Consider the following 15,699-nt stretch of genomic DNA (forward strand, 5'->3'; position numbering starts at 1 on the left):
AACTATTTTCAATTTGAGTTCAAAACTATATTTAGCCATAAAAATACCGACCTCCAAATGTTAGATTTTTGGTCTAACTTTTGGGGGTCGGTACATTACTTGAATTCAACAAGAAGTGCTTTTTTATTATGTCCCACTATTCTGGGTCAGTTCCCAGCGAGATTCTTGCCTTTTTTCTTTCATATCGTTTCCTCATAAAAACGCCCTAAAATTTTTACATTATCTGAAATACTAACGAAAGCATGGGGATCGGTATGCTTCATGGCTGCCTCTAACATTGGCAATTCAAAGCGGGTTACCACGGTAAATAAGACCGTTTGTTTGTCGTGGTTATAGGCGCCTTCTGCTTCGTGAATAATCGTAATACCACGGCGCATGCGCTCTTGAATGCCACAGATAACTTTTTCCGGGTGCTTCGTCACAATCATCACTTGCATTTTCTTTTGTTTCGTATAGACAGCATCGGTTACTTTGCCGGACACAAAGATTGATAGCGCACTGTAAAACATATATTGCCAACCAAATAATAAACCAGAAATAAAAACAATAAAAGCATTAAAATATATCGAAATCGAACCGATTGTCCGACCGGTTTTTTTACGAATTGTCAAACTAATAATATCTAAACCACCTGAAGAAAGGCCATTTTTCAAAGCAAAACCGACGCCAAAACCCATACAGCCTCCACCAAAAATCCCGCAAATAATCGGATCAGTTGTTAAAACTGTTTCTGGCATAATTTGAACAGCCAAAGAACCAAGAGTAACGGTTAAGATAGTAAAAATTGTAAAGCGTTTGCCGATTGTTTTCCAGGCCATTAAGAACAAAGGAATATTCAATAAATACAAAGTAACAGAAACTGGAATATTCATGCTTAACTTTTTCAAAAATAGACTAGTCAAAATTTGAGCTAAACCGGTAATCCCTGAAGAATAGATATTCCCCGGTTGGTAAAAAAAGTTAATGGCAATGGATGACATTAAAGCATAGACAATTGCCACGGAAAGTTTACTAGTATATTTATTGTCACTTAACTCTTCATAAAACTTTTTCATAAAACTTTATTTTCTCCCAATAAAAAGCAGTAGGTATCAAGCAATTGTCTATCAGCAAAATCCCGCGGCTAGTTAATCATCAAAATTAGCTACAGTATACAACTTTTTTTCATAAAAAAAAAGAACAACCGATTAAAGTTGTTCTAGAATTTTCTAATAATTCAGATTTTAACAGTTTTATTCTTCAATTGCAGTTACATCAATGTTTAATTCGAATAATTGTAATGGTGAAACAGGGCTTGGCGCTTCGGTCATTGGGTCAGCTGCCCGACCGTTTTTCGGAAAGGCGATAACTTCACGAATATTGTCTTCGCCGGCCAACAACATCACTAAGCGGTCTAAACCTAAAGCGATACCGCCGTGTGGTGGGAAGCCATAATCCAACGCATCTAGCAAGAAACCAAATTGTTCTTCAGCAGTTTCTTTATCGAACCCTAAAGTAGCGAACATTTTTTCTTGTAATTCCCGTTGATAAATCCGCAATGAACCGCCACCTAATTCATAACCGTTTAAGACGATATCGTAAGCTTCGGCATAAACTTTTTCCGGTGCTGTTTCTAACAAAGGAATATCTTCCGCTTTTGGCAAAGTAAATGGATGGTGAGCTGCCACATAACGACCGGCATCTTCATCGTATTCAAACAATGGCCAGTCAACAATCCACAAGAAATTGAATTTACTTTCGTCAATTAAGCCTAGTTCTTTACCTAAGCGTGAACGAATCGCCCCTAGCGTCGCTGCAACAATTTTGCTATCATCAGCGCCAAACATTAATAAATCGCCAACTTCAGCATTAGTCGCTGCAATAATCGCTTCGGTAGCATCTCCCATAAATTTAGCAATTGGGCCTTTCAAGCCGTCTTCTTCAACTTTTAACCAAGCTAAGCCTTTAGCGCCAAATTGACTGGCGTAAGTGCCTAAGTTATCCATATCTTTACGAGAATATTTTTCAGCCGCGCCTTTAGCGTTTAACGCTTTAACCACGCCGCCATTGCTTAAAGCCGCTTGGAAAACTTTGAAGTCAACGTCTTTAACCGCTTCTCCTAAATCAATTAACTCCATATCAAAGCGAGTATCAGGTTTATCGCTACCATAACGACTCATGGCTTCGTCATAGCTCATCCGTGGAAATGGTAGAGTCACGGTCATCCCTAAAGCTTCTTGCATGACTTTAGCAATCATTTCTTCTGTATAAGTTTGAATTTCTTCCGGTGTTAAGAAAGTTGTTTCGATATCAATTTGAGTAAATTCTGGTTGGCGGTCTCCCCGTAAATCTTCATCACGGAAACAACGAACGATTTGATAATAACGGTCAAAACCAGCCCCCATTAATAACTGTTTCAAAATTTGTGGTGATTGTGGTAAAGCATAAAAATGCCCGGCATGTACTCGTGAAGGAACTAAATAATCACGAGCGCCTTCTGGTGTTGATTTTGCTAAATAAGGCGTTTCAATATCTAAAAAGTCATTGCCATCTAAATATTCCCGAACCGCTTTCGTCACTTTATGACGTAATTTGAAATTATTACTCATTTTGGGACGACGTAAATCTAAATAACGATATTTCATCCGCATTTCGTCATTAACATTTTGTTCATCTTCAATCATAAATGGTGGTGTTTTAGCGGCATTTAAAATCGTAATCGTATTTGCCATTACTTCAAACTCACCAGTTACCATTTTCGGATTAATCGCTTCAGCATCACGACGAATGACTTTCCCGGTGATTTCGATTACGTATTCGCTACGGCATTTATCTGCGATTTCCCACGCTTCTTTTGAAAGTTCTGGGTTGAAAACAACTTGGACGATGCCTTCTCTATCTCTTAAATCAATAAAAATGACCCCACCAAGATCCCGACGTTTTTGAACCCAGCCTTTTAAAGTTACTTCTTTTTCTAATAAATCTGCAGCTACCAAGCCACAATAAGTTGTTCTTTTTGCCATTAAATATCCCTCCGTTTTTTAAACTTGTGTCATTTCTGCATAAATTGCTGCAAAGTTTTCATACACATCTACCAATTTGTATTCTTTCTCAAGGCGTGTTGCCATTGATTTTACGTTAATTACACCTTTTGCCAACTCGTCTTCACCTAAAGTTAATACCAGTTGGGCTTTTTGACGATCCGCAGCTTTAAATTGCGCTTTGGCTTTGCGATTCATCACATCACGATCTGCCGAAAAACCAGCATCACGAATGCTTTGGGTAACTTTCAAGCCTTCAATATTGGTTACTTCCCCTAAATTCACCACGTAAGCATCTAAATGGTGAGCGGCAGGCAGCGTAACGCCTTCTGCTTCTAAAACAATTAAAATCCGTTCCATCCCCATGGCAAAACCAAAGGCTGGTGTTTCAGGTCCACCTAATTCTTCCACCAAATTGTCATAGCGGCCGCCAGCACAAATCGTTGATTGCGCCCCCATGCCAGGTGCATCACTCATAATTTCAAAAATTGTGTGAGTGTAATAATCTAAGCCCCGCACCATATTGCTATCAATTTCATAAGGCACAGCTAGCTCATCTAACATTTTTGTAACTGTTTCAAAATGGGCTTTGGCAGTTGGCGTTAAATAATCTAAAATAGATGGCGCATCTGCCACAAACTGTTGGTCTCTTTTATCTTTGCTATCTAAAACTCGCAAAGGATTTTCTTGCAAGCGCCGTTGCGAGTCGCCACTTAATTCTTCAAAATGTGGTGTTAAATAGTCAATTAACGCTTGACGATAATTTTGACGGCTTTCCTTATCCCCTAAAGAATTAATCACTAAACGAAATTGCTTCATGCCTAATTTTTTAAAGAAAGCTAAGGCCATCACCATTGTTTCCACATCAGTTGCTGGGTTGCTGCTACCAAAAGCTTCTACCCCTAACTGATGAAATTGCCGTAAGCGACCTTTTTGTGGTCGTTCATAACGAAACATTGGTCCACAATAAAAAGTTTTATAAGGCTTCGCAAATTCCGGACCAAATAATTTATTTTCTACAAAAGCCCGGACAATTGGCGCCGTATTTTCAGGGCGTAGCGTAATATGACGCTCCCCTTTATCGTAAAAATCATACATTTCTTTTGAAACAATATCCGTTGTATCCCCCACACTGCGGGAAATCACTTCAAAATGTTCAAAAATCGGCGTGCGAATTTCTTGATATTGATAATTGCCAAACAACGAACGTGCTGTAACTTCAACAAATTGCCATTTTTCTATTTCACCAGGCAAAATATCACTTGTGCCTTTTGGTCGTTGGTATTTCATGTTTTTCCTCCTATTAAAATATTTCATAAAAAACAAAAAAACGCCCTTGTTCTATGAACAAGGACGGATGAAAGTCATACGTGGTACCACCTAATTTTGAAAGATTACTCTTTCCTCAAACGATTAACGCTCGTACACGGGGCAGCTTTACTTCAACCCTTCTCCAGAATGTCTTTCAGCTTTATTGGTTAAACTGCTTTCAGCCACGACAGTTTTCTCTAAAAATTTCTAAAGCGTACTCTTTCTTTCACAGAATTTAGATTATCTCTAAATTACTAGAAACATCAAGAAAAGTCAAGGTGATTTAGCGATTTTTTCGCTAAAGTTCAAAATTGCTTCAGGAAATCGCTACAATTATTTCACAGATAAGAATTGACAAAAGCACCGATTTCTTTTAACATGAACAAGAATTCATATGTACGCACATTCATGTGCAAGGAGGGTAAATAATGAAAATTACGGTTTTAGTAGAAAATTCTCGATTAAATAAATCGGTTACACAAGCTCACGGTTTAAGTCTTTTAATCGAAGACCAACAGCAGCAATTTTTATTCGATAGCGGGCCAAATAAAAAGATTATTGCTAACGCGCAGCAGTTACAAGTAAACTTAAATAACTTGCATGGGATTATTCTTTCTCACGGTCATGCCGACCACGCTGGCGGCTTGCGCTATTTACCAACAAATCAGACACCCCTTTATCTATCAAAAGATGCTTTAGCTGCTAAATACATCCAAGTTTTTAAAACAAAATTTTATGTTGGTCTGCCGAAAAAAATTCCTTTAACAAAATTCAAGCTAAACTATATTACAGAAAAAACAGCAATTGCCGATAAATTATACTTAGTTCCTTTAGGTACTGCAAAAATCCCTACTAAAAATCTATATGTAAAAAGAAACAACAAAATAGCTTTAGATACTTTTGAAGATGAAGTAATGCTGATTAAAGAATTAGCGGATGAAATCATTCTTTTCACCGGTTGCAGCCACCACGGAATTTTGAATATGGTAGAAACAGCACTGACTTTATTTCCTAATAAACCAATCAAATACTTAATTGGCGGTTTTCATTTGATTAGCGTTCCTTATTTGAATAATTTAAACACCGATAAGGACAGCATTATCAATTTGGGTAAACAGCTCCAGCAATTACCTATTAAAAAAATTCTCACTTGTCACTGTACCGGTAAAAAAGCTTATAAACTATTAAAACAGGTGCTTGGTGAGCAAATTTCAGAAATCAATACCGGGATGACACTTGCTTTAACCGAATAGTTTTTATAAAAAAGGACAAAATCCAGCAGAAATTAATTCTCTGAATTTTATCCTTAATAGCAAAGTTCACTTATTTTTTATAAACGGTATAATTTCCAAAGTAAATGTAGTGGTCGCCTTCAGCTCTAAGAGAAAGAGCTTGTGGGCCTAACAACGTTTCATTGTAGCGAGCTTCATATTCAGCCACATCCCACGCAATATAATAACCGCCATTTGCAAAATTAACGCTCTCCACTTTGACAGAAGTATCATTAGTCAACACTTCATTTTTGGCAAAGCATAGACGCAAAGGCTGCTTATCATTGGTACGACCTTCATAAGTGCCTCTAATTTCAGCAGGAACTAATCCTTTAGAATTATCTAAAGCATAGGCATACCAACCAATTCCTTCATCTTTCCAACCAGCTTTAACTAACTGTTTAACTTCATTAAGGTCAGCTGTATAATGATGACTGCCAACTTTCGCTTTCGGATTATAAACCCGATAAATCGGAATTGCTTCATTTAAATCTGAATACCAACAAAGGCCTTCGTATTTCCAACCGACTTTTTCCAAATGGGCTACTTCATTAATATCTAAAGTGTAGTGGTGGTCGCCGTTATTGGGATTATACAGGCGATAAACCTCACCACCAGCATCAGAATCAATATACCAAGCCACATCTTCGTAATTCCACCCTTTAACAAATAGACCATCTCGCTCAAAGGTATTTCCTGTATAAAAATGTTCACCGCTATTTGGGTTATACATCCGATACATGGTTGCTGCGCCAGCTGCCTCAGCTTCTTCAGCAAATAAAAACAGTCCGCCAATTGCAAGTAAACTTATCACTATTTTCTTCATATCTGTATCCCCTTTTAATTTCTATTGTACCTCACAAGTTTGCGCTGTCAATTGAAGCTAGCTATTTCTTTGATTTTCTACAAAAAATCAGCTGACGGGTTATCGTCAGCTGATTGAAACAAATCTTTTTTTACTCTAATAAATAAGGAATTTTGCGGGAATAGCTTAAGCGACGATCATCAATCCGCCGGCGTAGATCTAATTGATTTTTGAAAGAAGGAAAATCTTCCACAATAAATAATTTTTCTTCAGGAATCCCTTCAATATTAAAATTCGACACATAAAACTCTAAATCAGGAAAAGTGTAGCGATTGACTTCATGGAAAGGCCGATTTTGCACCACAACTTCGACATTTTCATAAAGATGGCGCCCCACTAAATTTGCCAACAATTTGGCGTGATCAATGCCCAAATCACTAAAGACACCAATTTTGATTTGCGGTCTACGAGCCACTAAATCTTCTGCTAAATTATCCCAGCGAATTAAAACTTCATCTAAAATTTCTTCATAATACATGGAATACCAAGGAAATTTATATTTTTTCTCTTTTTCTTTTAAGGTTTTTTCAACCACTTTAGTGTATAGTACAAAGGATTGTTGCAACCCAACACTGGAAAAGAGAGTGCGATTATAAACGATATATTTTTTATAAGGATACATTTTATGTTTGGCATAGACATATTCAAAAAGTAAAACAATTTTCTCCAAATTTTCTTCAGAAAGTGGGACGTTTAATACATCAGTTAAAATATTGGTAAAATTAGTCGCCAATTGATCAATCCTAATGCGCTCTTGCGGATTATCCCAACCAAATTCCCACCAGAAAATCGAATAAGTAAAGTCACTACCGAGATTGGTATCAATCACCACTCCCATGGAATCCAAAATTTCTTGAATTTCATCTTCATAGCGTTTCATTTTTTCAACTCGTTCACGATAAAGGGGATCTTCAAAGTTAACATTGGTAATCAACCAGCCTTGTTGCTCCCGATAAAGCGTGACTACGATTAAAAACGCCAACTCAACCATTTGCGAATCGTTCAATCTTAAGTTAAAATCTTGATTCATTTTCATCGCCAATTTGATAACCGTCTGCTTAGGTACCGCAAACGACCACTCATGAATGCCATAAACTTCTAAAAAATAAGAAGAAAAGAAGTAGCGAGCAACCCGTTCATCTTCTGAAACCAATTGAAAAGGACTGCGATTTAGTTCCATATTACGATTTTGTAAAGCATTATTCAACTTACCAGTCGCCCTATATAAACTCGAAGCACTTAAAAAAAGCTTCTTCTCCCAATACTCACTGGAACGATTAGGTTCAAAAAAGACGCCTTCCAACAGTGAAAAAGTTGTTGACTCGCGAATCATCTCTACATAGATATCATGAACAGAACGATTATTAGCTTCCAGCAGGCGTACACCATCTTTTTTGCTGGTTTCAATCGTTAAAATATGCGGCCAACGGTCTTCAAGATATTGGCAATCACTCATGACGGTTTTTTTAGAAGCGTCTACTGCTCGTGCCAATTTATCCAAGTGCAACCAGCTTTTTGCCGTACTTAAGATATTTAACAACTCAATTCGGCGATGCATGGCAGTTGATAAAATTATTTCCAAAATACTCACCTCTTAACCCAGCAGAAATACTTAGGACTCACTAAATACTCCTCGCTAAAATATGGACTAAACTCATTTTTTATTGCTAAAAGCAGAAATATTATCACACTTCTACTAAATTATTGAAAACGTCATTTTTACAAACAAATTTCTTACCTACAGTATAGCACTTTTTCTAAAAAAAGCATGTGACAGAAGCTCATTTCAGCATTTTTTCTTCAAATTCCCTGTTAGAAATCAACAAAAAAGACTAAATTTATCATTTTTTTGTTTAAACGAAAAAATGATAAAACTAGTCTTTAAAATAATTTACGTTATTTATCTCTAGTGTCAATGACAATCGTTACCGGTCCGTCATTGTTTAGCGCCACTTGCATATCGCCACCAAATTCTCCCGTTGCCACCGAAATATTTTGTTGCGCCAATTTACGATTAAAAGATTCATATAAAGCAATCGCTTGCTCTGGACTAGCTGCCTTAACAAAACTCGGACGATTACCTTTTTTAGTATCGGCGTATAAAGTAAACTGAGAAATACTTAAAATACTCCCTTGAATATCTTGAATGCTTAAATTCATTTTCCCTTCTCCATCAGAAAAAATCCGCATCATGGTAATTTTTCGGACTAAGTAATCCACCTCTGCTTCAGTGTCTTCTTCATGAACCCCTAGCAAAACAACAAAACCTTGTTGAATTTCTCCAATCACTTGCTTTTCAATCGTTACGCTGGCTTGAGTAACCCGCTGAATAACTGCTTTCATCACTAACCTCCTTATTTTATCAAAAAAGTTGTAGGAAAATATTCCTACAACTAAGAGTACATTAACTTAACCATTTGTCCGCCGTACGCTGTAAACGTCAGGCACGCTTTTAATCTTATCAACAATCGTTCGCAAATGAGCTAAATTTTGAATGGCAATCGTCAAATGAATTACGGCCATCTTATCTTTAGTTGGTTTCGCTTCAACGCTGACTAAATTTTTCGTCATGGAACTAATCGTTTGTAAAACATCATTTAATAAACCAGTGCGATTATAACCATAAATTTCTAAATCGGCATCATAATTTTTCGCGCTGCCAACAGCATCTTCCCACTCAACCTCAATCAAACGCTCAGCTACTTCGGATTGATTTTTCACGTTAGGACAGTCTGCGCGGTGAATGGAAACGCCGCGACCTTTGGTAATGTAGCCGACAATTTCGTCGCCAGGAACCGGATTACAACAGCGACTAATCCGAATCAGCAAGTTATCAATCCCCTGAATGACGATGCCGCCTTCGTGGCGCACTTTCATTTTTTCAGGTTCTTTTTTATTATTTAACAACTCTTCGGTTTCTTGCAGTTGTTTTTCTTTATCTCGTTCTCGTCGTTCTTTTTCTGTTAAACGATTGGTTACCGTTAAAGGACTGACTTCGCCGTAGCCGACAGCCGCAAATAAATCGTCTTCCGTTTGAAAATTGAATCGCTCTAACGCTTCGGCTATTTTGTTTTTTGTGAAAAATTCTTTCGGCGTAAACTCTAAATCTTGCAAGCTCTTGTAAATCGCGTCGCGCCCTTTAATAATATTTTCTTCGCGGTCTTGAATTTTAAAGAAGCGTTTAATTTTATTGCGAGCTTTGCTAGTAGCTACCATTTTCAACCAGTCGCGACTCGGGCCAAAAGAATTAGGTGAAGTTAAAATTTCAATAATATCGCCATTTTTAAGCTTATAATCCAACTGCACCATTTTGCCATTAACTTTAGCACCGGTGGTTTTATTTCCCACATCCGTATGGATACTATAAGCAAAATCTAGTGGTCCAGAGCCTTTTGGCAATTCTGTTACATCACCTTTTGGCGTGAAAACATAGACTTTATCGCTGAAAATATCGCCTTTAACACCTTCCATAAAATCAGAAGCATCATAACTTTCATCTTGCAGTTCAATCAATTCGTGGAACCAGCTTAAATGTTTAGTCATGTTATCAGGAGAAACTTTTTCAGTTTTGCCTTCTTTGTAAGCCCAGTGAGCGGCTACCCCGAATTCAGCAATTTCATGCATTTCATAGGTTCGAATTTGAATTTCCACCGGATTGCCTTTAGGTCCAATCACCGTGGTATGCAACGACTGATACATATTGGCTTTAGGCATCGCAATGTAATCTTTAAAACGACCGGGCATTGGCGTCCATTTCGTATGAATCGCCCCTAAAACCGCGTAACAATCTTTAATATTATCAACAATTACCCGAATCGCTAATAAATCATAAATTTCATCAAACTGTTTCTTTTGGTCCTTCATCTTGCGATAAATCGAATAAATATGTTTTGGTCGTCCATAAATTTCGCCATAAATTTCTAATTCTTCGGTTGCTAAACGAATCTCTTCAATCGTGGTTGAAACGTAATCTTCCCGCTCTTCCCGTTTAGACTGCATTAAATTAACGATGCGATAATACTGTTTAGGATTTAAATAGCGTAAAGCTGTATCTTCTAATTCCCATTTAATGGTACTAATCCCTAAGCGATGCGCTAAAGGCGCATAAATCTCTAAAGTTTCTTGGGCAATCCGCCGTTGTTTATCTTCTCTTAAATGCTTCAAAGTCCGCATATTGTGCAAACGGTCAGCCAATTTAACCATGATGACCCGTAAATCTTGAGCCATCGCTAATAACATTTTTCGGTGGTTTTCAGCTAATTGTTCAGCGTGAGATTTATATTTAATCTTCCCTAATTTCGTTACGCCATCAACTAACATCGCCACATCTTCACCGAATTCCTCAGCTAAATCTTCCAAGGTGATTTCAGTATCTTCAACAACATCGTGGAGAAAACCAGTAGCTACCGTATGCGGGTCCATGCGTAATTCGGCTAATAAGCCCGCCACTTGAATCGGATGAATAATATAAGGCTCCCCTGATTTACGTACTTGTTTTTCGTGAGCCTTAGCAGCATAATCACATGCCTTTTGTACAAACGCCGTATGTTCTGGCGACATATATTTACTTACAAGACCGATAACTTCTTCGCCGGTCATATTTTCTTCTCTTGGCATCGTGATTCACACTCCTTCCTCTATTTAAAAAGCAATTCTTCAAAAGCACTGCTTAATAAATAAAAGCACTACTAAATCAGCAGCACTAATTTTACTTATTATACAAATTTTCACTACTTTTTTCAATCTGGAAGACCAGGATTCCCAAGATTATTGGTATTTATTAACAACTAATTGCAAAAAGCAGACAATCGCATTGGATTGTCTGCTTCCTTTTATTTCTTAAAACGCTGCCCAGTCATCGTCATCATCAGATTTCGATTTTGATTCAGCTTTTTTATTGGCTTTTTTTCCTCTAAAAAACTTTACTACTGACAACAGACTGTATAACACCAATAAAGGTAAGCCAATCATTAATAAAATTCTAAAGATAAAATATCCCATTTTTATTCACCTGTCGTATCTGTTACAACGGTACCAGCGCCATTTACCGTCACCCAGCCGTGTTCTTTACGAGCTTGTGCTTCTTCATAACGAATTAACTCATCGGTAATTGATTCAGCAATTTTGCGGTTCGCTTCGGCTTCAGCTTCGGCTGCTTTAGTTACTTCATAAGCATTAGCGTCAGCTTGTGTTTTCGTTGTTTCAGAATCTAATTTAGCTTTTTCGTTTTCTTGACCAGCGCGAATAATCGCATCAATTGATTTTTGAGTTTCTTCATCAACTTCTGGCACCCCTACCGTTACGTCTTCTACGATAAACCCTTTACCTTCAACAGCTTTAGCAAAATTTTCTAGTAATTCTGCTTCAACAGCGGAAGATTTACCAGATAACACATCTAATAAACTATATTTTGAATAAACTTCGCGAGCTTCTTTTTGTAATTTAGATTTTAACCAACCTTCTTCAATATCATCTGGGGTAATATTCCCAAATTCCTTGTACATTTTTGAAGCGCGAGTAGAATCTACTTTGTAATCGTATTTAATATTGATGCTTGTTTTTTTACCATCAGAAGTTGAAACAGAAACGCCTTCTGCTTGGATGGTTTGCAAGCGAATTGGATATTGAATCACGTTATCAATACCGACAAATTTCACCCCTTGAGCTAAAACTTCATCCTTAATCCCGCCATTGATTGAATAGCGAACCCCAACGTACCCATTGTCAATTTTTTCAAAGAATTTGAAACTAGCCAACACAACAACAACTGCCACAACCGCAAGTTGGATAATCAACTTAATTGCTCGTGGTGTCACAGGTCCCTCGGATTTTTCTTTGAATTTTTCTGCTCTTTTAATACTCATGTTTTCCACTCCTTGTTCGTTTTAAGGTATTAATTTTTCTCTGAAAAATTAGTTTGATTCTCACGCCGTATATCATTCCACTAGCTTGATTCTTTGATAAGTGGAACTGACATCCTTGTTCGTTTTAAGGTTTTAATTTTTTTCATTTTACTGCAGTTATTACTCCCATTGCTTAGGCGTTCTTTTACTTTTGGGCCCAACATTTGTATTAGTAGCCTTGGGAGATTAGCATAGCGCTTTTCTATTTGGTTGAATAGGGACTTTAGTAGTATTTTTCAACTAATTATTTTTTCAATAATTCTAACTGATAACTGGCTGCGCTGAGAAAATACAAAGGTGCTGTTTCGGCTCGCAAAATTCGTGGGCCTAAACCGCAACAAACGCCACCTAATTCATTTAATTCTTCAATTTCTTTTGGTGTTAAACCACCTTCAGGGCCAAAAATCGCCACAATTTTTTCACCTGGCTGCGCTTGCTGTAAAATCTTAACTAAATTAGCTTGTTCCCCTTGTTTAGCAGATTCTTCATAAGCCACCACAATATAGTCAAATTGCGAAAGTTGTTGTAGCCATTTTTTTTGATTGGCAAACAAAGTAATTTTCGGTGCATATTGCCGCTGAGATTGTTCGGCTGCTTCTTGAGCGATTTTTTGATAGCGTTGCTCTTTTTTCGCTAATTTTTTTTCATCCCATTTCGCTACTGATGTTTGCCCGGGAAAAGCCATAAAGTGTTGCGCGCCTAATTCGGTGCCTTTTTGAATCACCCATTCCAGCTTATCCCCTTTTGGAAAAGCACAGGCAATCGTTAATTCTACCGGCAGTTCTTTATTTTGCTGCTCTCGCCTGATTTCTTTTAACCAAACCGCTTCTTCGGTAATTTGGCTAATCGCCGCGATAATACTCACTTGGTCGCTAAAAACTAAATAAACTTCCTCATCAGGTTGCATCCGCATCACCCGCACAATATGATGAAAATTTTCACCTGTTAGCTGATAGCTTACCTGCGGTTGATATTTTTCTTCAATAAAATAGCGTTGCATCTTACACCTCAGTTTCCACTGGGACTTCTTCAGCTTTTTTTACAATCATCGCATACCAATCTTTTTGTTGGAAAATCTGTACTACTTCAAATTGTTGCTGCTCTAATGCGGCTAAAATCATCGCTTTTTTATCTTCAATAATTCCGGAAATAATCAACCGCCCTTGATTTTTTAATAAACGATGGGCATCTGCTAACATCAACACAATAATATCCGCCAAAATATTCGCGACAATCACATCGGCTTGCATTTCAAGCCCTTTTAATAAATCATTAGCCGCCACCTGAACATCGGCAGCCACAGGATTCATCGCCATATTTTCTTTAGCCGCTAAAACAGCAACTTCATCTAAATCATAAGCATAGACATCTTCCGCCCCTAAATGTTTGCTAGCGATACTTAACACACCAGAACCTGTACCAACATCAATGACCGTTTCGCCACCACGTAAAACAGCTTCCAACGCAGTTAAGGTTAAAGAAGTTGTCGGATGCGTGCCAGTACCAAAAGCCATCCCCGGATCTAAAGTAATAATTTTTTCATCTGAATGTTCTGGTTGATAATTTTCCCAGCTAGGTACAACGGTTAAATAGCGTGTAATCCGCACGGGATGATAATATTTTTTCCAAGCGGTCGCCCAATCTTTTTCGGCAACTTCATTGACTGTCAGTAAATTTTTACCGATTGCTAAACCAAATTCAGGCAGTTTTGCAATTTGCTCTTTAATTGTTGGTAAAATTTCTGGTAAAAAAGTCGTTTCGGGAAAATAAGCCATTACTAGGGCGCCTGCTTCTAAATCAGTAAAATTTTCGCGCGTTACAATTTCACCAAAACCGTCGCTTTGATAATGTTCATAATCTAAAACATCTTCAATGGCAACGCCACTAGCGCCAGCTTCAATCATAATATTTGAAATCGCCTCAACTGCTTCACTTGCAGTTTCAACCTTTACTTCATTCCACTTCAATCAGTCTTCCTCTTTTCTTTAATAGCTAGGGTAAGCTAAATATTCATTAGCTTCCGCAGCATATTTTTCAACACTGGCTTGCAAATCCGCTGCTTGCCATTTTAATTCAAAAACTTCGGCTTCGGAATCATCGCTCAAGAAATCCAACAAATCATCCATACCAGTAGTTAGCACATCATTTAAATAATCCACCAGTCCATTGATAAAACCAACGCTTAAACCTTTTTTTCCTTCATAGGCAATAGTAGTTAAATAATCTTCTGTCACAAATTTTGATTTTTGCGGGTTATACAATAAAATGCCATCTTCAAACTCAATGACTTCTTCTTCAGAAACCACCCCGGTTGCATCATCAATCGCTTGTTGGCCTTTATTTTCAGCAAATAAGCGAAAAATAATTTCTATTGTATGATTTTTAGTATCCCAATCTAAAGCAACGTCAAAATCAAGCATTTTTTCAGTTAAACGTTCATCTAAATAATTTAAAAAATCTTTTTTCTTCATGAATTATTCGTTCTCCTTTTTATCTTCTGGTAGCCACCCAAAATTTTCTTGGTCAATGGCTTGCTTTTTTTGTTTTGAAATATAAGGATTGCCAGCTACCGCATAGCGCAAACGTTTATCTGTCCAAATCCCTTTATTAGGGATACCGATGCGCGGCAAGCGTAAAATCTCTTGAGGTTGTTTAGCTTTTTCACTAAGTAAGTATAATTCACTACCAAATAAAGTCTTACCATATAATTCTTTAGTGATTCCCATTGCAGTCACTAATTTTCCCGGACCATTACTGATTTCTACGGAAGAAATTCCTTGACGGTTTTCTATCATTAAAGGAATATTTTCAACTGGTTGTAGTCCACGAATCATAACCCCTTGCGGTTGTCCCGCAGCTTGCGTCACAAAATTCAGAATTAAATGAGTGTGCATCGTATATAAATAAATCGTCCCCGCTGGTTGGTACATAGCAGCTAGCCGCGGTGTCTGCCGTAAACCAAAACTGTGGGCCGCTTCATCTTCAGGTCCTAAGTAAGCTTCTACATCAACCAAATAGCCTGCTAAAATCCCCCGCGATGTTTCATGAACTAAATATTGCCCTAACAAGCTTTCCGCGATTTCTTCGGTTTTCTTATTTTCAAAAAATTCTGTAGTTATCCGCATTTTTCTTCACCTTCCTTATCATACACAATTCTTAGGTTTCTGGCTATCTTTCTGGAGAAAAACGCTGTGAAATATCCCTATTTTTTATAAATTATCCGCTAACAATAAAAAAGCTTAACAACTTTTCAGTTACAAATATTTTTTTACAAAATCACAAAATCGAATATACGTTCTTTTGTGATTTCGTGGTATACTTAAAGCATA

General features: G+C 37.4%; 14 protein-coding genes and 1 other annotated feature. Of the genes, 1 reads left to right on the forward strand and 13 read right to left on the reverse strand.

The window, feature by feature from the left end; all coding sequences use genetic code 11:
• Window positions 1-179: 179 nt before the first annotated feature.
• The 3 genes from M2139_RS10080 to hisS form a co-directional block, all read right to left on the reverse strand.
• On the reverse strand, window positions 180-1,055 hold the full coding sequence (locus tag M2139_RS10080) for a YitT family protein (protein ID WP_280738776.1): 876 nt from the start codon (window positions 1,053-1,055) through the stop codon (window positions 180-182).
• A 177-nt stretch (window positions 1,056-1,232) separates the two neighbouring features.
• The gene (gene aspS, locus M2139_RS10085) at window positions 1,233-3,002 is read right to left on the reverse strand and encodes an aspartate--tRNA ligase (protein WP_280738775.1); all 1,770 of its coding nucleotides are present in this window, start codon (window positions 3,000-3,002) and stop codon (window positions 1,233-1,235) included.
• 18 nt (window positions 3,003-3,020) lie between these two features.
• Window positions 3,021-4,310 carry a histidine--tRNA ligase gene (gene hisS, locus M2139_RS10090; RefSeq protein WP_280738774.1) on the reverse strand — a complete coding sequence of 430 codons (1,290 nt, stop codon included), beginning with the start codon at window positions 4,308-4,310 and terminating at the stop codon, window positions 3,021-3,023.
• A 56-nt stretch (window positions 4,311-4,366) separates the two neighbouring features.
• Window positions 4,367-4,570: a binding site (T-box leader), on the reverse strand.
• Between the two features lie 189 nt (window positions 4,571-4,759).
• Here hisS and M2139_RS10095 point away from each other — a divergent pair.
• Entirely contained in the window at window positions 4,760-5,584 is an 825-nt protein-coding gene (locus M2139_RS10095; RefSeq protein ID WP_280738773.1) for an MBL fold metallo-hydrolase, read from the forward strand.
• 70 nt (window positions 5,585-5,654) lie between these two features.
• Here M2139_RS10095 and M2139_RS10100 read toward each other — a convergent pair whose 3' ends face one another.
• The 10 genes from M2139_RS10100 to M2139_RS10145 form a co-directional block, all read right to left on the reverse strand.
• Window positions 5,655-6,428: a hypothetical protein gene (locus M2139_RS10100; protein WP_280738772.1), complete on the reverse strand. Its 774-nt coding sequence runs from the start codon at window positions 6,426-6,428 to the stop codon at window positions 5,655-5,657.
• 130 nt (window positions 6,429-6,558) lie between these two features.
• The gene (locus M2139_RS10105) at window positions 6,559-8,049 is read right to left on the reverse strand and encodes a helix-turn-helix domain-containing protein (RefSeq protein ID WP_280738771.1); all 1,491 of its coding nucleotides are present in this window, start codon (window positions 8,047-8,049) and stop codon (window positions 6,559-6,561) included.
• A gap of 314 nt (window positions 8,050-8,363) precedes the next feature.
• The gene (gene dtd / locus M2139_RS10110; RefSeq protein WP_280738770.1) at window positions 8,364-8,810 is read right to left on the reverse strand and encodes a D-aminoacyl-tRNA deacylase; all 447 of its coding nucleotides are present in this window, start codon (window positions 8,808-8,810) and stop codon (window positions 8,364-8,366) included.
• 66 nt (window positions 8,811-8,876) lie between these two features.
• Window positions 8,877-11,084, reverse strand: a complete 2,208-nt coding sequence (locus tag M2139_RS10115; RefSeq protein WP_280738769.1) for a bifunctional (p)ppGpp synthetase/guanosine-3',5'-bis(diphosphate) 3'-pyrophosphohydrolase — start codon at window positions 11,082-11,084, stop codon at window positions 8,877-8,879.
• A 222-nt stretch (window positions 11,085-11,306) separates the two neighbouring features.
• Window positions 11,307-11,468 carry a hypothetical protein gene (locus M2139_RS10120; protein WP_280738768.1) on the reverse strand — a complete coding sequence of 54 codons (162 nt, stop codon included), beginning with the start codon at window positions 11,466-11,468 and terminating at the stop codon, window positions 11,307-11,309.
• A 2-nt stretch (window positions 11,469-11,470) separates the two neighbouring features.
• The gene (locus M2139_RS10125) at window positions 11,471-12,331 is read right to left on the reverse strand and encodes an SPFH domain-containing protein (RefSeq protein ID WP_280738767.1); all 861 of its coding nucleotides are present in this window, start codon (window positions 12,329-12,331) and stop codon (window positions 11,471-11,473) included.
• A gap of 283 nt (window positions 12,332-12,614) precedes the next feature.
• The gene (locus tag M2139_RS10130) at window positions 12,615-13,370 is read right to left on the reverse strand and encodes a 16S rRNA (uracil(1498)-N(3))-methyltransferase (protein ID WP_280738766.1); all 756 of its coding nucleotides are present in this window, start codon (window positions 13,368-13,370) and stop codon (window positions 12,615-12,617) included.
• Between the two features lies 1 nt (window position 13,371).
• Window positions 13,372-14,337, reverse strand: coding sequence for a 50S ribosomal protein L11 methyltransferase (prmA, locus tag M2139_RS10135; RefSeq protein ID WP_280738765.1), 966 nt, complete (start codon window positions 14,335-14,337; stop codon window positions 13,372-13,374).
• A gap of 18 nt (window positions 14,338-14,355) precedes the next feature.
• On the reverse strand, window positions 14,356-14,841 hold the full coding sequence (locus M2139_RS10140; protein ID WP_280738764.1) for a DUF3013 family protein: 486 nt from the start codon (window positions 14,839-14,841) through the stop codon (window positions 14,356-14,358).
• A 3-nt stretch (window positions 14,842-14,844) separates the two neighbouring features.
• Window positions 14,845-15,495, reverse strand: coding sequence for a DNA-3-methyladenine glycosylase (locus M2139_RS10145; RefSeq protein ID WP_280738763.1), 651 nt, complete (start codon window positions 15,493-15,495; stop codon window positions 14,845-14,847).
• Window positions 15,496-15,699 lie beyond the last annotated feature (204 nt).

It is taken from the genome of Enterococcus sp. PF1-24, from assembly GCF_029893325.1.
Lineage (GTDB): Bacteria > Bacillota > Bacilli > Lactobacillales > Enterococcaceae > HY326.